16 protein-coding genes and 3 tRNA genes are annotated in these 17,629 nt (G+C 66.3%); 10 read left to right on the forward strand and 9 right to left on the reverse strand.

The window, feature by feature from the left end; translation table 11 throughout:
• Positions 1-3: 3 nt before the first annotated feature.
• From CY658_RS26330 to mfd, 3 genes are read right to left on the reverse strand one after another with little or no spacing between them, the layout of a single operon-like run.
• Positions 4-1,083 carry an Ldh family oxidoreductase gene (locus tag CY658_RS26330; RefSeq protein ID WP_101492997.1) on the reverse strand — a complete coding sequence of 360 codons (1,080 nt, stop codon included), beginning with the start codon at positions 1,081-1,083 and terminating at the stop codon, positions 4-6.
• Positions 1,080-1,790, reverse strand: a complete 711-nt coding sequence (gene serB / locus CY658_RS26335) for a phosphoserine phosphatase SerB (RefSeq protein WP_101492998.1) — start codon at positions 1,788-1,790, stop codon at positions 1,080-1,082. The genes CY658_RS26330 and serB overlap by 4 nt, the downstream gene beginning before the upstream one ends.
• Positions 1,787-5,269 carry a transcription-repair coupling factor gene (gene mfd, locus CY658_RS26340; RefSeq protein WP_101492999.1) on the reverse strand — a complete coding sequence of 1,161 codons (3,483 nt, stop codon included), beginning with the start codon at positions 5,267-5,269 and terminating at the stop codon, positions 1,787-1,789. The genes serB and mfd overlap by 4 nt, the downstream gene beginning before the upstream one ends.
• 118 nt (positions 5,270-5,387) lie before the next feature.
• Between mfd and ispD the strand changes: the two genes are divergently transcribed.
• Together ispD and ispF are read left to right on the forward strand one after the other, a co-directional pair.
• The gene (gene ispD / locus CY658_RS26345; RefSeq protein WP_101493000.1) at positions 5,388-6,101 is read left to right on the forward strand and encodes a 2-C-methyl-D-erythritol 4-phosphate cytidylyltransferase; all 714 of its coding nucleotides are present in this window, start codon (positions 5,388-5,390) and stop codon (positions 6,099-6,101) included.
• Entirely contained in the window at positions 6,098-6,589 is a 492-nt protein-coding gene (gene ispF / locus CY658_RS26350) for a 2-C-methyl-D-erythritol 2,4-cyclodiphosphate synthase (protein WP_070060518.1), read from the forward strand. Before ispD ends, ispF begins: the two co-directional genes overlap by 4 nt.
• A 12-nt stretch (positions 6,590-6,601) precedes the next feature.
• Here the strand turns inward: ispF and CY658_RS26355 are convergent, their stop codons facing one another.
• Together CY658_RS26355 and ompR are read right to left on the reverse strand one after the other, a co-directional pair.
• Positions 6,602-8,023 (reverse strand): sensor histidine kinase, encoded by a 1,422-nt coding sequence (locus tag CY658_RS26355; protein ID WP_101493001.1) that lies wholly within the window; start codon positions 8,021-8,023, stop codon positions 6,602-6,604.
• 77 nt (positions 8,024-8,100) lie between these two features.
• Positions 8,101-8,832 (reverse strand): osmolarity response regulator transcription factor OmpR, encoded by a 732-nt coding sequence (gene ompR, locus CY658_RS26360; RefSeq protein ID WP_007837017.1) that lies wholly within the window; start codon positions 8,830-8,832, stop codon positions 8,101-8,103.
• A 149-nt stretch (positions 8,833-8,981) separates the two neighbouring features.
• On the opposite strand from ompR, the gene CY658_RS26365 reads away from it, so the two are divergent.
• Positions 8,982-9,365 carry a hypothetical protein gene (locus CY658_RS26365; RefSeq protein ID WP_257884995.1) on the forward strand — a complete coding sequence of 128 codons (384 nt, stop codon included), beginning with the start codon at positions 8,982-8,984 and terminating at the stop codon, positions 9,363-9,365.
• On the opposite strand, the gene CY658_RS33080 is transcribed toward CY658_RS26365, so the two are convergent.
• Positions 9,359-9,496 carry a hypothetical protein gene (locus tag CY658_RS33080; RefSeq protein ID WP_225617024.1) on the reverse strand — a complete coding sequence of 46 codons (138 nt, stop codon included), beginning with the start codon at positions 9,494-9,496 and terminating at the stop codon, positions 9,359-9,361. The two genes, CY658_RS26365 and CY658_RS33080, sit on opposite strands and share 7 nt — an antisense overlap.
• On the opposite strand from CY658_RS33080, the gene CY658_RS26370 reads away from it, so the two are divergent.
• Positions 9,495-10,127, forward strand: coding sequence for an SIMPL domain-containing protein (locus tag CY658_RS26370; RefSeq protein ID WP_257884996.1), 633 nt, complete (start codon positions 9,495-9,497; stop codon positions 10,125-10,127). The two genes, CY658_RS33080 and CY658_RS26370, sit on opposite strands and share 2 nt — an antisense overlap.
• A gap of 65 nt (positions 10,128-10,192) precedes the next feature.
• Here CY658_RS26370 and CY658_RS26375 read toward each other — a convergent pair whose 3' ends face one another.
• Positions 10,193-10,963 (reverse strand): 3-hydroxybutyrate dehydrogenase, encoded by a 771-nt coding sequence (locus CY658_RS26375; RefSeq protein ID WP_101493095.1) that lies wholly within the window; start codon positions 10,961-10,963, stop codon positions 10,193-10,195.
• Positions 10,964-11,031: 68 nt separating this feature from the next.
• Here CY658_RS26375 and CY658_RS26380 point away from each other — a divergent pair, with 68 nt between their 5' ends.
• The 6 genes from CY658_RS26380 to rimO all read left to right on the forward strand — a co-directional run bounded on the left by CY658_RS26380 (position 11,032) and on the right by rimO (position 17,057).
• The gene (locus CY658_RS26380; RefSeq protein ID WP_257884997.1) at positions 11,032-11,985 is read left to right on the forward strand and encodes an alpha/beta fold hydrolase; all 954 of its coding nucleotides are present in this window, start codon (positions 11,032-11,034) and stop codon (positions 11,983-11,985) included.
• Between the two features lie 58 nt (positions 11,986-12,043).
• Positions 12,044-14,233 carry a RelA/SpoT family protein gene (locus CY658_RS26385; protein ID WP_257885002.1) on the forward strand — a complete coding sequence of 730 codons (2,190 nt, stop codon included), beginning with the start codon at positions 12,044-12,046 and terminating at the stop codon, positions 14,231-14,233.
• 38 nt (positions 14,234-14,271) lie between these two features.
• Positions 14,272-14,348, forward strand: a tRNA-Val gene (locus CY658_RS26390).
• 266 nt (positions 14,349-14,614) lie between these two features.
• The gene (locus CY658_RS26395; protein WP_257884998.1) at positions 14,615-14,938 is read left to right on the forward strand and encodes a hypothetical protein; all 324 of its coding nucleotides are present in this window, start codon (positions 14,615-14,617) and stop codon (positions 14,936-14,938) included.
• A gap of 69 nt (positions 14,939-15,007) precedes the next feature.
• The gene (gene phaR, locus CY658_RS26400; protein WP_101493006.1) at positions 15,008-15,568 is read left to right on the forward strand and encodes a polyhydroxyalkanoate synthesis repressor PhaR; all 561 of its coding nucleotides are present in this window, start codon (positions 15,008-15,010) and stop codon (positions 15,566-15,568) included.
• Positions 15,569-15,650: 82 nt separating this feature from the next.
• Positions 15,651-17,057 carry a 30S ribosomal protein S12 methylthiotransferase RimO gene (gene rimO, locus CY658_RS26405; protein WP_101493007.1) on the forward strand — a complete coding sequence of 469 codons (1,407 nt, stop codon included), beginning with the start codon at positions 15,651-15,653 and terminating at the stop codon, positions 17,055-17,057.
• Between the two features lie 84 nt (positions 17,058-17,141).
• Here the strand turns inward: rimO and CY658_RS26410 are convergent.
• Positions 17,142-17,226 (reverse strand) — tRNA-Leu (locus tag CY658_RS26410).
• A 271-nt stretch (positions 17,227-17,497) separates the two neighbouring features.
• Positions 17,498-17,582: transfer RNA gene (locus CY658_RS26415), tRNA-Leu, on the reverse strand.
• Positions 17,583-17,629: the final 47 nt, after the last annotated feature.

The raw sequence follows: 17,629 nt of genomic DNA on the forward strand, positions 1-17,629 counted from the left end.
CCGTCAGATGATCAGCGCCTGCGCCAGCCGCAGGCCATGCCGCTGCTCCGCCTCCTGCAGCGAGCGCGCAATCGACGGGTGCAGCCGCACCCCGTTCGCCGATTGCGCTTCCCGACGCTTCAACCCGCCTTCACCCGGCAGCCGCACAGGCTTGGCCAGGTCGACGGGCGTGTTGTCGCGGCATTTCGCCGCCACGTGGTCCATCTGGCGCAGGAAGGCGGCCTTGCCGCCGAAGGCGTTCAGGTCGTGCAGCGTGAGGTGCACCGTCGCGCCCCAGCCTTCGGGCGGGTCGGCGCGGCCGTGGCCCGCGAGGCCGGCCGTGAGCGTCTCGACCAATAGCGCCATGCCGTAGCCCTTGTGGCCGTGGCTCAGGCCGCCGACGGGCAGCAGCGTGCCGGGCGGCTGGTCGAACAGCACCTGCGGGTTGTTCGACGGCTGGCCTGATGCATCGATGAGCCATTCCTCGGCGAAGGTCTCGCCGGCCGCGCGTTTGCGGTTGCTCATGCCGTTGGTGGTGATCGAGGCCGAGATGTCGACCATCACGCCGCCCTGCGACAGCGGAAAGCCCATTGCCAGCGGATTCGGCGTGAACACGGCCTGCGTGCCGCCGAAAGGCGCGACGCTGGCGGTGTTGGGGTCGGAGCAGGCGAGCAGCATTAGCATGTCTTCCTGCAGTGCGCGCAGCATGTAGACCGCGAGGCAGGCGATGTGGTGGCTGCGGCGGATCACGAGCGAGGCCGTGCCCAGCTCGCGCGCACGCGGCACCAGCAGGTCCATGCCCTGGTCCATGAGCCAGGGGCCGGGCAGGCGCTTGCCGTCCCACAGCACGGCGGCGGGGCGGTCGGACAGCACCTCGGGCGTGCCGTCGCGGGTCATGCCGCCCGATTCGATTTCCTTCACGTAGCCGGCGAGCAGCGCGAGGCCGTGGGTGTCGTGGCCCAGCAGGTCGCCTTCGACCAGCGTGCGTGCCACGCTGTCGGCCATCGAGGCCGCGAGGCCCGCTTTCTGCAGCAGGGCGCTGGCGTAGTCGCGCAGCGCGTCGGCGCGGTAGAGCGGGGCGGCAGCTGCTGCAGAAGATGTCATTTCAGGATCTCCAGCACGCGGTCGAGACCGCCTTCGTTGATCGCCACCATGGCCTGCTCGCGCACCTTCGGCTTGGCGTGATAGGCCACCGAAAGCCCGGCCTCGCCCATCATCGGCAGGTCGTTCGCGCCGTCGCCCACGGCGATGGTCTCTTGTGGCGAGATGCCCATGAGCGACGCCACTTCGAGCAGCGTGCGGCGTTTTTCGGCGCCGTCGCAGATATCGCCCCAGTTCTGCGTCACGACCTGGCCGGTGAGCTGGCCGTCGGCTTCGTCGAGCAGGTTGGAGCGCGCGAAGTCGATGCCCAGCCGGTCCTTCACGCGGTTCGCGAAGAAGGTGAAGCCGCCCGACACCAGCAGCACCTTGAGGCCGGCCGCCTTGCAGGCCGCGACCAGTTCGGTCGCGCCCGGGTTGAGCTGCAGGCGCTCGTCGTACACCTGCTGCAGCGCGGCCACGGGCACGCCCTGCAGCAGCGCCACGCGGCGGCGCAGGCTTTCCTTGAAGTCCTTGATCTCGCCGCGCATCGTGGCCTCGGTGATTGCGGCCACCTCGGCCTTCTTGCCGACCGCATCGGCGATCTCGTCGATGCACTCGATGTTGATGAGCGTCGAGTCCATGTCGAACGCGATCAGCTTGAAGTCGGCGAGCTTCAGCGGCGGCTTCACGCGCTGGAGGACGAGGCCGGGAGAAAATTCTGTAGCGCTCATGCGGGGGCGGTTTCCTTGACGAGGGGTTGTCCGAGGCTGCGCAGCACATCGCGCACCATCTGCGCGCGGTCCTTCGGCTCCTTGAGTTCGCGCTCGATGCGCAGCTTCTCGTTGCCGGCGAGCTTGATGTGCTTGTTCTTCTGGATCAGCTGGATGATGGCCATGCCGTCGACCGGCGCGTCCTTCTTGAACGTGATGTTGATGATGCCCGGCGCGGCATCGACCTTGATCACGCCGTAGGGCCGCGCGAGCACGCGCAGGCGGTGCGTGTCGATGAGTGTCTGGGCCTGCGGCGGCAGCTTGCCGAAGCGGTCGACGATTTCTTCGAGCAGGGTGTCGATCTGGTCAGGCGTCTTCGCGGTGGCGAGCTTCTTGTAGAACGACAGCCGCAGGTGCACGTCGCCGCAGTAGTCGTCGGGCAGCAGGGCGGGGGCGTGCAGGTTGATCTCGGTCGTGACCGACAACGGCGACAGCAGGTCGGGCTCCTGCCCAGCCTTGAGCGAGCGCACGGCTTCGCTGAGCATCTCGTTGTAGAGCTGGAAGCCGATCTCCATCATGTTGCCGCTCTGGTTCTCGCCGAGCACCTCGCCCGTGCCGCGTATCTCCAGGTCGTGCATCGCGAGGTAGAAGCCCGAGCCGAGTTCTTCCATCTGCTGGATGGCTTCGAGCCGTTGCGCGGCGTGCTTGGTCAGGCCTTCGGTGTCCGGCACCATGAGGTAGGCGTAGGCCTGGTGGTGCGAGCGCCCGACGCGGCCGCGCAGCTGGTGCAGCTGCGCCAGGCCGAACTTGTCGGCACGGCTCATCACGATGGTGTTGGCGGTGGGCACGTCGATGCCGGTCTCGATGATGGTCGAGCACAGCAGCATGTTGTAGCGCTGGGCCACGAAGTCTCGCATCACGCGTTCCAGCTCGCGCTCGGGCATCTGGCCGTGGGCGACGGCGATGCGGGCCTCGGGCAAGATTTCTTCGAGCTTCTGGCGCCGGTTCTGGATGGTCTCGACCTCGTTGTGCAGAAAGTAGACCTGCCCGCCGCGCTTCAGCTCGCGCAGCACGGCCTCGCGGATCACGCCGGTGCCCTCGTTGCGCACGAAGGTCTTGATGGCCAGTCGGCGCTGCGGCGCGGTGGCGATCACGCTGAGGTCGCGCAGGCCTTCGAGCGCCATGCCCAGCGTGCGCGGGATCGGCGTGGCGGTGAGCGTGAGCACGTCGACCTCGGCGCGCATCGCCTTCATCGCCTCCTTGTGGCGGACGCCGAAACGGTGCTCCTCGTCGATGATGAGCAGGCCCAGGTTCTTGAACTTGATCGACGGCGAGAGCAGCTTGTGCGTGCCGACCACGATGTCGACCTGGCCCTCAGCCAAGCCCTTGGCGGCGGCCGAGATTTCCTTGGCGGAACGAAAGCGGCTCATCTCCGCCACCTTCACCGGCCACTTGGCAAAACGGTCGACCAGCGTCTGGTAGTGCTGCTCGGCCAACAGTGTGGTCGGCGCGAGAAACGCGACCTGTTTGCCGCCGGTGACGGCGATGAAGGCGGCGCGCAGCGCGACCTCGGTCTTGCCGAAGCCCACGTCGCCGCACACGAGGCGGTCCATCGGCTGGGGCGAGATCATGTCCTGCACCACGGCGTGGATCGCGGCCTTCTGGTCAGCGGTTTCCTGGAAGCCGAAGTCGTTGGCGAACACCTCGTAGTCGGCCGGCGAATAGCGGAAGGCGTGGCCTTCGCGCGCGGCGCGGCGGGCGTAGATGTTGAGCAGCTCGGCGGCCGAGTCGCGCACCTGTTCGGCGGCCTTGCGCTTGGCTTTTTCCCACTGGCCGGAGCCCAGCTTGTGCAGCGGCGCCTCGTCGGCGCTGACGCCGGTGTAGCGGCTGATCTGGTGCAGTTGCGACACGGGCACGTAGAGCGTGGCCTTGTCGGCGTACTCCAGGTGCAGCATTTCCTGCAACAGCGGCTTGCCCGCTTCGTCGACGCCCTGGCCCAGGTCCATGTGGATCAGGCCGCGGTAGCGGCCAATGCCGTGCGCGGAGTGCACCACCGGATCGCCGACGTTGAGTTCGGACAGGTCCTTGATCAGCGCCTCGACGTCGCTGACCTGTTCCTGCTTCTTGTTGCGCCGGCGCGTGGTGGGCGCGGTGGCGAACAGCTCGGTCTCGGTGACGAAGTCGATCGCCTGTTCGCGCCACGCGAAGCCCGAGGCCAATGCGGCGGTGGCGATGCCGATCTTTTCGTCGCCCGAGGCTTCGAACTCAGCCAGCGAGTCGAAGGCCGGCGGGTTCACGCCGCTGGCGCGCAGGAAGTCGAGCAGGCTCTCGCGGCGGCCGTCGCTCTCGGCGATGAGCAGCACGCGGTGCGGCGTGGCGGCGATGTGGGCCTTCAGGCCGACCAGCGGGTCTTCGGCGCCACGCACGACGGCGAAGGGCGGCAGCTTGTCGAACTCGGCATAGGGCGCGTCGGTGGCGATGTCGCCGCGAATGGCGAGCTGCGCATGCGGTTTGGCGCGCTGGTAGAACTGCTCGGCGTTGAGGAACAGCGCCTCGGGCGGCAGCGCGGGGCGCTCGGGGTCGCCCTGCACCAGGCGGTAGCGCTCGTTGGTGTCCTGCCAGAAGTGCTGGAACGCGGGTTCGAGGTCGCCGTGCAGCACCACGGTGGCGTCGGCGCCGAGGTAGTCGAACACCGTGGCCGTCTCGTCGAAGAACAGCGGCAGGTAGTACTCGATGCCGGCGGTGGCCACGCCGTTGCCCATGTCCTTGTAGATGCGGCTCTTGGTCGGGTCGCCTTCGAGCAGTTCGCGCCAGCGGCTGCGAAAGCGCGCGCGGGCGTCGTCGTCCATCGGGAACTCGCGGCCCGGCAGCAGGCGTACCTCGGGCACGGGGTAGAGGCTGCGCTGGGTGTCGGGGTCGAAGGTGCGGATGGAGTCGATCTCGTCGTCGAACAGGTCGACGCGGAACGGCACCAGCGAGCCCATCGGGAACAGGTCGATCAGGCCGCCGCGCACGGCGTACTCGCCCGGGCTCACGACCTGCGTCACGTGGCTGTAGCCGGCCAGCGTGAGCTGCGCCTTGAGCTTGGACTCCTGCAGCTTCTGCTTGGCCTTGAACTGGAAGGTGTAGCCGGCCAGGAAGGCCGGCGGCGCCAGCCGATACAGCGCGGTGGTGGCGGGCACCAGCACCACGTCGGCCTCTTTCTGGCTGATGCGCCACAGCGTGGCCAGGCGCTCGCTGATCAGGTCCTGGTGCGGCGAAAAGCTGTCGTAGGGCAGCGTTTCCCAGTCGGGGAAGAGAGCGCAGCGCAGCTCGGGGGCGAAGAAGGCGATTTCGTCGATGAGCCGCTGCGCGTCGTTCGCGTCGGCGGTGAACATCGCGGTGGCGCGGCCCGCGGCCTTCTCGCGCATGCCGAGCTGGGCCAGCATCAGCGCATCGGCGGACAACGGGGGACGCGGCAGCGTGAAACGCTTGCCCGCCGGGAGAAGGGGGAGGTCCATGGAGCGGCTCGAAAAATGCACGACACCCCGCGCCGGACGGCGAGGGGTGTACGAATGTCAATTCTAGAATGGCGGCCCCTTATTCGCTTGTCGGCCATTGGCCCGTGCCGCACCTTCCATGTCATCTTCCCGTTTCTACGTGCTGATCCCTTGTGCCGGCTCCGGCCACCGTGCCGGCGGCACGCAGCCCAAGCAGTACCGGCGCCTGGCGGGCCAGTCGATGGTGGCCCACACGGTGGACGCATTTCGCGCGCTGGCCGGGCGTTTCGCGGGCGTGGCCGTGGTGGTGTCGCCCGACGACCGCGAGGTGCAGACGGCGCTGCCGCGCTTTCCCGCGACCGGCGAGCACCTGCTGCGCGTGGGCGGCCTGACGCGCGCCGCCTCGGTGCGCAACGGGCTGGCGGCGCTGCGCCAGAAGGGCGCGGGCGCGCACGACTGGGTGCTGGTGCACGACGCGGCGCGTTGCCTGGTCACGTCCAGCCAGATCGAGGCGCTGATTGCCGCCTGCGAGCACGACGCCGTCGGCGGCCTGCTGGCGCAGCGGCTGGCCGACACGCTGAAGGTGTCGTCGACCGACAGCCGTTCGACGCAGACCCTGCCGCGCGCCGACAAGTGGCTCGCGCAGACGCCGCAGATGTTCCGCATCGGCATGCTGCTCGACGCGCTGGAGCGCGTGGGCGACGTGGTGACCGACGAGGCCAGCGCCATCGAGACCATCGGCCTGGCGCCGCTGCTGGTGCCCGGCAGCGCACAAAATTTCAAGGTCACGTTCCCCGAAGATTTCGCACTGGCCGAGGCGATTCTGCTCGGCCGCAAGAAGGCCATGGCATGACGACGACCCCGTTCAACATCCGCATCGGCGAAGGCTGGGACGTTCACCAGCTGGTGGCGGGGCGCAAGCTCATCCTGGGCGGCATCGAGGTGCCGCACACCACCGGCCTGCTCGGGCATTCGGACGCCGACGTGCTGCTGCACGCCATCACCGACGCGCTGCTCGGCGGGGCCGGGCTGGGCGACATCGGCCGGCATTTTCCTGACACCGACGCCCAGTTCCGCGGCGCCGACTCGGCCGTGCTGCTGGCCGAGGCGGCGCGCCGCGTGCGCGCGGCGGGCTGGGAGATTGGCAACGTCGACAGCACCGTGATCGCGCAGGCGCCGAAGCTGGCGCCGCACATCCCGGCCATGTGCCAGCGCATCGCCGACACGCTGGGCATCGCGCTCGATCAGGTCAATGTGAAGGCCAAGACGGCCGAAAAGCTCGGCCCGGTGGGCGAGGGGCGGGCGATGGAGGCCCGCGCCGCGGTGCTGCTGCACCGCTGAGCGCCGGGCTTTTCAGGCGACCTGCTTCTTGCCCGGCAGGTCGCTGGGCTTGTTGATGCTCGCCGGCATCGCGCGCGGCATCCGGATGTGGGCCGCAAGGCCCCGGCCCGGCGTGCTGGTGAGCGCGAAGGTGCCGCCCATGCGCTCGATGTTCTTCGCCACGATAGACAGCCCCAGGCCGGCACCGGCCGCCGAGGTGCGTGCCGCGTCGCCGCGGAAGAAGGGCTTGGTCAGCTGCACGAGCAGGGCAGGCTCGACGCCCGCGCCATGGTCGCGCACCTTGATCAGCACCGCATCGTTGTTGGCCTGCGCCTGGATCGTCACGTCGGCCACGCCGGTCGACGGCGTCTTGCCGTAGCGCCGCGCGTTCTCGACCAGGTTGGAGATCACGCGCGTGAGCTCCACCTCGTCGCCCATCACCTTCAGGTCGGCGGGCACGTCGACGTGGATGTTCATCTCTTCGTAGTCCTGCACGGCGTAGGTGCAGGCGTCGATCACGTCGCGCAGCAGCACCGGGCGCTGGTCGACATGGTCGGGGCGGGCGTAGTCGAGGAATTTGTCGATGATCGCGTCGAGCTGCGCGATGTCGGCGGCCATGTGGTCGCGCGCGTCTTCGTCGGCCACGCTCATCTCGGTTTCGAGCCGCAGCCGCGCCAGCGGTGTGCGCAGGTCGTGCGAGATGCCGGCCAGCATGATGGCGCGGTCCTGCTCGATCTTGGCGAGCTGGTCGGCCATGCGGTTGAAGCCGATGTTCACCGCGCGGATTTCGTTGGTGCGCGCACGCTCGTCGAGCCGGTGTGCCTCGTACTCGCCCTCGCGCACCTGCAAGGTGGCGCGCGACAGCTGCTTGAGCGGCAGGTTGATGAGCCGCGTGATCAGCGCCGCGCCGGCGAGCGAGAGCGCCATCGCCGTGCTGAGCCAGACCAGCCACGTGCGCCCGCCCACGCGGCTGAAGCGCGTGGGATCGAGCAGCAGCCAGTAGGTGTCGCTCTCGATGGTGAAGCCGATCCACAGGCCGGCCTCGTCGTTCACGCGGCTGGCCACGGTGGTGCCTTCGCCCAATTGCGCGATCAGCTCTTCGGTGACGCGCTCGTCGAGCGCGCCGCTGGTGTAGGGCTGGAAGCGGTCGTTGGGTTCGCGCGGCAGGATGCGCACGCCTTCCTGGTCGGCCAGCGTCTTGATGAGCGAGACCCGCGTGATCGCGTCCGAATACACCAGCGCCGCGCGCGTGAGGTTCACGAGCGAGGCGATCTGGTGCCCGGTCTGGATCGCGCGTGGCTCGTACTCGAGCGAGCGGAAGGTCTGCAGCCAGGCGACCGTGCAGCCGATCAGCAGCAGTGCGAGCAGGAAAAAAGTGCGCCAGAAAAGGCTGAAGCCCAGCTTGAGGCCGGGGCGGCGGTCACGTTGCGCGCTCGCTTCGAGCGGGCTCGGCATCGTGACCTGCGCACCGTCCTCCTGGGCCGGGTCAGGTCGGGCGGAATGGAGGCCGATGGCCACCTCTCAGCGGGGCGTCAGGCCGTGCCGTCCGGCACGAACACGTAGCCCACGCCCCAGACGGTCTGGATGTAGCGCGGCGCCGCGGCGTCGGACTCGACCAGCTTGCGCAGGCGCGAGATCTGCACGTCCAGGCTGCGGTCGAAGGGTTCGAACTCGCGGCCGCGTGCCAGCTGGGCCAGCTTTTCGCGCGACAGCGGCTGGCGCGGGTGGCGCACCAGCGCCTTCAGCATCGCGAACTCGCCGGTGGTCAGCGAGAGTTCTTCGCCGTCCTTCTTCAGGGTGCGCGAGCCGAGGTCGAAGGCGAACGGACCGAAGGTGACGGTCTCGTTCTCGGTGGAGGGGGCACCCGGCGCCTCGAGCGGCGGACGGCGGCGCAGCACGGCGTGCACGCGGGCCAGCAGTTCGCGTGGGTTGAAGGGCTTGCCGAGATAGTCGTCGGCGCCGACTTCGAGACCGACGATGCGGTCCACGTCTTCACCCTTGGCGGTGAGCATGATGATCGGCGTGCGGTCGTTGGCGGCACGCAGGCGGCGGCACACCGAGAGACCATCTTCGCCGGGCATCATCAGGTCGAGCACGATCAAATCGACCGTGTCGCGCAACAGGATGCGGTTGAGCGCCTTGCCGTCCTCGGCCACGATCACTTCGAATCCTTCCTGTGTCAGGTAGCGGCGCAGGAGGTCGCGGATGCGGGCGTCGTCGTCGACGATCACGATCTTGTCGGTGCGAGCGGGAACTTGAGTCATTTCTACAACGTTGAATTTGTAACAGCGCCGATTCTGAAGGCGTTAGGACCCCATTGCTGCCGAATTCCGTAGTGGTTGACACTAAGTTACACAACTTGCGGGCGCTCGCGCTCTGGTCATCCGGGCTTTGCCCAGCGGTGGCACAGTCCGTGCTGCCTTATGACGATTGCTCGATGAGACCTTCTTTTTTCGCCTTGCCTCTGCTTTTTTGCGCTTGCGCTTGTGGTGCGACGTCCGCCGTTTCCGAAGGGTTTTTACGGGTCAGTGAAGGGCGCCGCAGCGAAGTGCGCGACGCCGTGGCCGCGCACCGGGCGGCCCAGCGGGAAGAGCAGCGCCGCGGCGAAGCGCTGGCCGGACGCCGTCTCACGGCGGGCGAACTGTTCGAATTGCGCCAGCAGGTCCGGGGACAGTGGGTGCCCGCAGGAACGGGCGTCCTGCTGAATTCGGCAGAATCACAGCCTGCCGAGCGCATCGTGCCGGTACCGCAGCCCGTTGCCAGTCCGCAAACCGCGCCGCGCAGCCTGCGTCACTGAAGAAGAGGGCGCAGGCGAGGGCTTTTCCTCGCATCCACCAGGGAGAAATCTGTCTTGAAGACTGTTCGATTGATCGCGGCCTGCGCCGCGCTGACCTTTGCCGGCGCCGCCTTGGCCCAGAATGCCGTCATGCCTGCTCCACAAAACGTGCTCCAGCTGTCGGCCTCCGGCACCGTCGAAGTTCAGCAAGACCTGCTGAGCATGACCCTCGTGACCACGCGCGATGCCGCCGAGGCGGGCACCGTGCAGACCCAGCTCAAGACCGCGCTTGACGCCGCGCTGGCCGAAGCCAAGAAGAATGCGCAGCCGGGCCAGCTCGATGTGCGCACGGGCAACTTCAGCCTTTCGCCGCGCTACACCAAGGACGGCAAGATCAACGGCTGGCAGGGTTCGACCGAACTCGTGCTCGAAGGCCGCGACTTCGCGCGCATCACCCAGACGGCCGGGCGCATCAGCACGCTCAGCGTGGGCAACGTCGGCTTCGGCCTGAGCCGCGAACAGCGCGCCAAGACCGAGACCGAGGCGCAGAACATCGCCATCGACAACTTCAAGCAGAAGGCCGGCGAGCTGGCCAAGGGCTTCGGCTTCGGCGGCTACACGCTGCGCGAGGTGTCGGTGAACGCGAACGACAGCGGTCCGATCCGCCCGCGCGTGATGGCCATGCAGGCCAAATCGTTCTCGGCCGCCGATTCGGCCGTGCCGGTGGAGGCGGGCAAGACCAGCGTGGTCGTGAACGTTTCCGGCTCGGTGCAGCTCAAGTAAGAAGAAAAAAGAGCACGGCGCCGGCGGGCGAATGCCGCCGGCGTTTTTCGGATCTCTCTATTTATTTACTGAGCCGTCCACCCGCCATCCATGGCCCAGGCGACGCCCCGCACCTGATCGGCTGCGGGAGAGCTCAGGAAGACGGCCAGCCCGCCCAGTTGCTCGACCGTCGTGAACTGCAGCGAGGGCTGCTTTTCCCCCAGCAATTCGTTCTGCGCCTGGAGGGCCGAAATGCCTTCGCGTGCCGCGCGGTCGTCGATCTGCTTTTGCACCAGTGCCGTGAGCACCCAGCCCGGGCAGATCGCGTTGCAGGTGACGCCGGTGGTGGCGGTTTCGAGCGCCACCGACTTGGTCAGCCCCACGATGCCGTGCTTGGCCGCGACATAGGCCGACTTCTGCGCCGAGGCCACGAGCCCGTGCGCCGATGCGACGTTGATGATGCGGCCCCAGTTGGCCTCGCGCATCGCGGGAATCGCCAGGCGCGTCGTGTGGAAGGCGCTCGTGAGGTTGATGGCGATGATCGCGTCCCAACGTTCGGTCGGGAAGTCTTCGACCTTGGCGACGTGCTGGATGCCGGCGTTGTTCACGAGGATGTCGACGCGGCCGAACTTCGACGCGGCGAACTTCATCATGTCCTCGATCTGGTCGGGCTTGCTCATGTCGGCCCCGTGGTACTCGGCGCGCACGCCGAGCGCCTCGATCTGGGCCTTGGGGGTTTCGGCGTCGCCGAAGCCGTTGAGCACGATGTGTGCGCCCTGTTGGGCCAGCGCCTTGGCGATGGCGAAGCCAATGCCACTGGTGGACCCCGTGACAAGCGCGGTTTTGCCTTTGAGCATGAAGATCAATCTCCGGATGAATTAGGATGCAACGAGACCATTATCCGCACCTGAACCCCTCCGTTTCCATGACAGAACCGACCCTTCACGACGTGGCCTGCAACGACGCCCAGGGCGGTCATCGCATGGCCTATTGGCAATGGGGCGACGCGCACAGCGCGCACGTCGTGGTCTGCGTGCACGGACTGACCCGGCAGGGGCGCGATTTCGATGTTCTCGCACAAGCCATCGTGGCGCGCGCGGGCGGCGATGTGCGCGTGGTCTGCCCCGACGTTGTCGGGCGCGGGCGCAGCGACTGGCTGCGCGACCCCGCTTTCTATCAAGTGCCGGTGTATGCCGCGGACATGGTGGCGCTGATCGCGCAGCTGCACGGCGAACAGCCGATCGACACGCTCGACTACGTCGGCACCAGCATGGGCGGGCTGATCGGCTTCGTGCTGGCCGGCCACAAGGAGCTGCCGCTGCCCCGGCCCATTCGCCGCTTCGTCGCGAACGATGTCGGCCCCACGGTCGAGCCTGCTGCCATCCAGCGCATCGGCGCGTATGTGGGAAAGAGCGGTCAGTTTTCGAGCGTGCAGGCTGCGGCCGATGCGATGTGGGCCCTGTCGACCACCTTCGGGCCGCACACGCCCGATCAGTGGCGCGCGCTCTCGCAGCACATGGTGGTGCCGGCGTCCGAACGCAGCGCCGACGGTGCCGCCAAGACGGCCAGTGCCAGCGCGACCGGCGAGGGCGCGTGGGTGCTGCATTACGACCCGGCCATCGGCGTGCCGTTGCGCGCCATCACGCCCGAAATCGCGGCGCAGGGCGGGGCGGTGATGTGGAGCCTGTACGACGCCATCGAGGCGCGCACGCTGCTCACGCGCGGCGCGGTGTCCGACCTTCTGTCGCCCGAGACGGCGGCGGCGATGACGCAACGCGGCCCGCGCGCCACGCTCGTCGAGTTCGAGGGCGTGGGCCACGCACCGACTTTTGTCGATCCCGTACAGGTCGCCGTCGTCACGAATTTCCTGTTCGATTGAGGGCATCGTGAAGCGAGAGTCTGCGAACCTTCAGACGGCACCTGTGTCCGATGGCGTCATGGTCGATTACCCGCTGTCGGCCGCCACGGCCGACCGCTCGCCGGTCATGGAGAACATGCTGGCACGCGCCCGCGCGTTTGCCGAGCCGCTGATCGCCGATGAAAAACTCGACACCGGCGAGAACACGTTGGCGCATGCCGATGCGGTGGCCGCCATCGTCGCGAAGATGGGCGGCTCCGAGGCGATGCAGGCCGCGAGCTACCTCGTGTATTCGTGCCAGCACCTGAACCGCCCGCAGGAAGTGATCGCCAAGGTCTTCGGTGACAACTTCGCGGCGCTCGCGGTCGAGACCACCAAGCTCGTGCGCGTGCAGGAGCAGGCGCGCACGGCCTCGCAAGGGCACCACGCCGAAGGCGCCGGCGCACAGACCGAGAACGTGCGCAAGATGCTGCTCGCGTTCTCGCGTGACCTGCGTGTCGTGATGCTGCGGCTGGCCTCGCGCCTGCAGACGCTGCGGCACGCGGCGGCCAGCAAGCAGCCCGCGCCCGAGAGCGTGGCGCGCGAGTCGCTGCAGGTGTTTGCGCCGCTCGCGAACCGGCTGGGCATCTGGCAGGTGAAGTGGGAGATCGAAGACCTCTCGTTCCGCTTTCTCGAACCCGATACCTACAAGCTGATTGCGCGACTGCTCGACGAGAAGCGCATCGAGCGCGAAGGCCACGTCGAGCAGTTGCGCTCGCAGCTGGAGCACGAACTGCAGGCCGAGGGCGTCAAGGCCACGGTGCAGGGGCGGCCGAAGAACATCTACAGCATCGTCAAGAAGATGCGCGGCAAGTCGCTCGACTTCGAGCAGGTCTTCGACATCCTTGCGCTGCGTGTGGTGGTGCAGGACGTGAAGGACTGCTATGCCGCGCTGGCCTGGGTGCACTCGCACTTCCAGCCCATCGACGAAGAGTTCGACGACTACATCGCGCGACCCAAGCCGAACGGCTACCAGTCGCTGCACACGGTGGTGCGCGAGATCGTCGACGGCAAGGTGGGCAAGCCGATCGAGATCCAGATCCGCACCGAGGAAATGCACGACCATGCCGAGCATGGCGTGGCCGCGCACTGGGCCTACAAGGAAGCGGGTCACAAGGGCTACGCGGGTGTTTGGGCGAGCGGCGAGTACGACGCCAAGATCGCCGTGCTGCGCCAGCTGCTGGCCTGGGAGCGCGACCTGTCGGGCGGACTGCAGGGGCAGGGCCTGTTCGACGACCGCATCTATGTGCTCACGCCCGATGCCGCCATCGTCGAGTTGCCGCAGGGCGCGACGCCGGTCGACTTCGCCTACACGGTGCATACGACGCTGGGACATCGCTGCCGCGGTGCGCGTGTCGATGGCGCGATGGTGCCGCTCAACACGCCGCTGTCGAATGGGCAGACCGTCGAGATCATGGCGGCCAAGGAAGGCGGTCCGTCACGTGACTGGCTGAATGCGGAGCTGGGTTATCTCGCAAGCCATCGCGCGCGTGCCAAGGTGCGTGCCTGGTTCAACGCGCAGATCACGCACGAGACCGTGGCGCGCGGACGCGAGGCCGTCGAGAAGCTGCTGCAGCGTGAAGGCAAGACGGCCATGCGGCTCGAAGACCTGGCTTCGCAGCTCGGCTTCAAGTCGGCGGACCATCTGTTCGAGGTGGTCGGCAAGGACGAGTTCTCGTTGCGCAACATCGAGACGCTGCTGCGTCCACCCGAGCCGGCGCTGAATCCCGACGACGGCGTGCAGATCAAGAAGGCGCGTGGCAGTGAGAAGTCGGGCAAGGGCGGCGTGCTCGTGGTAGGTGTGTCGTCGCTGATGACGCAGCTCGCCAAGTGCTGCAAGCCGGCGCCGCCGGATGCGATCCGCGGCTTCGTCACGCGCGGCCATGGTGTCAGCGTGCATCGCGCGGATTGCAGCAACTTCCGCACGATGGCCACAAAGGATGGCGAACGCGTGATCGATGTCGAATGGGGCGTGCCGAAGAAGGGCGCCGATGCGCCGGTCTATGCGGTCGACGTGGCCGTGGAAGCGGCCGACCGTCAGGGCCTGCTGCGCGATATCTCTGATGTCTTTGCGCGCGAGAAGATGAACGTGATCGGCGTGCAGACGCAGTCGATCAAGGGCACGGCGTGGATGACCTTCACCGTGGAAATCGCCGATGCCGCGCGCCTGACGCAAGTGTTGGGCGTGGTGACTGCAGTGGCTGGCGTGCGATCTGCACGCCGGCGCTGAAAAGGGCCATTTCTCCTGCTATACTCGATGCTTCTCTTAGGCGCGTAGCTCAGTTGGTTAGAGCACCACCTTGACATGGTGGGGGTCGTTGGTTCGAATCCAATCGCGCCTACCAAAACAAACACGGGTTGCAGCGATTTCGCTGCAACCCGTTCGTCGTTTGGACGACGTGTTTGTCTCTGGATCAGCCGGGGCGTCATGAGTGATCGGCGCAAGCAAAAACCGCTTTTACGGACGCCCCTTCGCGCGGTGCTGGCAAAGCGCCTGAGCCATCTGGTTGTGCTACCTTGAGCGGTCTGCCAACCTTCTCGAATTTCCTTGATAAGCGATCTGATGAATACGCGATCAACGCCTGTTGATCGGGCGCACGCCGACCACCGCGTGGCCGCATTGCTCAAGCAAGCCCCTCTCGAATTTGCACGCGCGGTTTACGGCATCAATGACCTTGCCGCTGGCCGCGCCGACACCATGGCCGCACGTGAAGTAGCGCGCGCACAACGACAGGGCATGCCGGTGACCGAAGAGCGCGCCGAGCAGCGCGCACGTGCCTATCTTCCGACGGTGGGGCAGGAGCACTGTCCTCGGTGCTGGGTTGTCTACGGGCAGAAAATTCCGCTGCGTTTTCGTCTGTCCGCTGCGGAGCGTCCTGAAACGGCTGCGTGTCATGCGTGTGGCGCCGAGTACGCGACCGCGCAGGACGCGTGAAGAAAAATCACGGTCAGGGTAAACCTTGTCGCGATGCAGCAAAACCGCTCCCTAGAATCATCCGATGACATGGGCGTCCATGTGAAGGAGTCTGTAGTGCAGAGCAAGAAGTCCGGGGTGAAGCCGGTCCAGCGTGTGATCAAGAAGTACCCCAACCGACGGCTCTACGACACGGAGACATCCACGTACATCACGCTGACCGAGGTCAAGCAGTTGGTCATCCAGAACGCGCAGTTCGTGGTGCGCGACGCCAAGACCGGCGACGACCTCACGCGCACCATCCTGCTGCAGATCATTCTGGAAGAAGAGGCGGGTGGCGCGCCGATGTTCACCGAGCAGGTGCTGGCCAACATCATCCGTTTCTACGGGCAGGCCATGCAGGGCTACATGGGCCCCTACCTCGAGAAGAACATCCAGGCCATGACCGAGATGCAGGCCCAGCTCACCGAGAAGGCCGAGGGCCTGACGCCCGAGATGTGGTCGCGTTTCATGACCATGCAGTCGCCAATGATTCAGGGGCTGATGGGCAACTACGTCGAGCAATCGAAGAACGTCTTCCTGCAGATGCAGGAGCAGATGCAGAAAAACACCGAGCAGGTGCTGGGCGCCTTTGGCATCAAACGCCCCTGAGTGCCGCGCGGCGGCTCGCCCGAATGGGGCGACTGCCCGATGAATGCCCCGCTGTCACCGATAGCTGGGACAATAGAGGCCTATGAGCGAAGTTGCCTCCCCTGAACGTACTGTCACGCCGACCGCCCCCAAGGTCGGCTTCGTCAGCCTTGGTTGCCCCAAGGCTTTGACCGATTCCGAATTGATCCTGACCCAGCTGAGTGCCGAGGGGTATCAAACCTCCAAGACTTTCGAGGGCGCCGACCTCGTGATCGTCAACACCTGCGGCTTCATCGACGATGCCGTGAAGGAAAGCCTGGACACCATCGGCGAAGCACTCGCCGAGAACGGCCGTGTGATCGTCACCGGTTGCCTGGGTGCCAAGACCGGCGACCAGGGTGGCAACCTGGTGCGCCAAATGCACCCCAGCGTGCTGGCCGTCACCGGCCCCCATGCCACGCAGGAGGTGATGGATGCCGTGCACGCCAACCTGCCGAAGCCGCACGACCCATTCATCGATCTCGTGCCGAACACCTTCGGTGTCGCAGGCCTCAAGCTGACGCCGCGGCACTACGCCTATCTGAAGATCAGCGAAGGCTGCAACCATCGCTGCACCTTCTGCATCATTCCCTCGATGCGCGGCGACCTGGTCTCGCGTCCGGTGGGCGATGTGCTCAGCGAAGCCAAGGCTCTGTTCGAGGGCGGCGTGAAAGAGCTGCTGGTGATCAGCCAGGACACCTCGGCCTACGGCGTCGACGTGAAGTACCGCACTGGTTTTTGGGACGGCAAGCCGGTCAAGACCCGCATGCTCGAACTCGTGCGCACGCTGGGCGAGATCGCCGAGCCGTATGGCGCCTGGGTGCGCCTGCATTACGTGTACCCGTATCCGAGCGTCGACGAAATCATCCCGTTGATGGCGAGCGGCCTGGTGCTGCCGTACCTCGACGTGCCGCTGCAGCACAGCCACCCTGACGTGCTCAAGCGCATGAAGCGGCCGGCCAGCGGCGAAAAGAACCTGGAGCGGATCGCGCGTTGGCGCGAAACCTGCCCCGAGCTCGTGATTCGCAGCACCTTCATCGCCGGTTTCCCGGGCGAGACGGAGCAGGAGTTCGAGCACCTGCTCGACTTCATTCGCGAGGCCGAGATCGATCGCGCCGGCTGCTTTGCCTACAGCCCGGTCGAGGGTGCAACCGCCAACGACATCCCGGGCATGCTGCCCGAGCCTGAGCGCGAAGCACGCCGCGCCCGCTTCATGGAAGTGGCCGAGGCCGTGTCGATTGCCAAGCTGCAAAAGCGCGTCGGCTCGACGATGCAGGTGCTGGTCGATTCAGCGCCGGCGCTGGGTCGCAAGGGTGGAGTGGGGCGCACGTACGCCGATGCACCGGAGATCGACGGCACCGTTCGCCTCCTGCCGCCCGAGAAGATCAGCAAGACGATGAAGGTCGGCGAGTTCACGCGTGCGCGCATCGTCGGCGCCGAAGGTCACGACCTGATCGCGTTGCCCGTTTGATGCGCCTGATTCAAACGGCCAAGAAAAAAGCCACCGGAGGCCGGTGGCTTTTGTCAGAAGACCTGGTAAGGGTCTGTTCAATATTGGTGCCCAGAAGAGGACTCGAACCTCCACGATGTTACTCGCTAGTACCTGAAACTAGTGCGTCTACCAATTCCGCCATCTGGGCTAATTTTGCTTTTCAGCAAAGACTACGATTATATCCACAAATTTGGCGCGATCTTTTCAGTGCGTCGAAATTTCAGCTTCTGCACGACATGGCTCGTGCGGTGCGCGTGCTGCCGAAGGCGGGTGGGTGCGATCGTGCGCGCATGGCCGGCATCGAAGGGCGTGATCTGACGATCGCGTCGCTCGTTTGATGCAGTTTCGAGCGGCCATGAAAAAAGCCACCGGAGACCGGTGGCTTCAATCGGATGACCTGGTAAAGGTCTGTTTAAACTTGGTGCCCAGAAGAGGACTCGAACCTCCACGATGTTACTCGCTAGTACCTGAAACTAGTGCGTCTACCAATTCCGCCATCTGGGCCCACATGACTGCAGAAGCAGCCACGTTTTGAATTTCAGGAAAGAAGG

The organism is Variovorax sp. RO1, assembly GCF_002849325.1.
In the GTDB taxonomy this organism is placed as follows: domain Bacteria; phylum Pseudomonadota; class Gammaproteobacteria; order Burkholderiales; family Burkholderiaceae_C; genus Variovorax.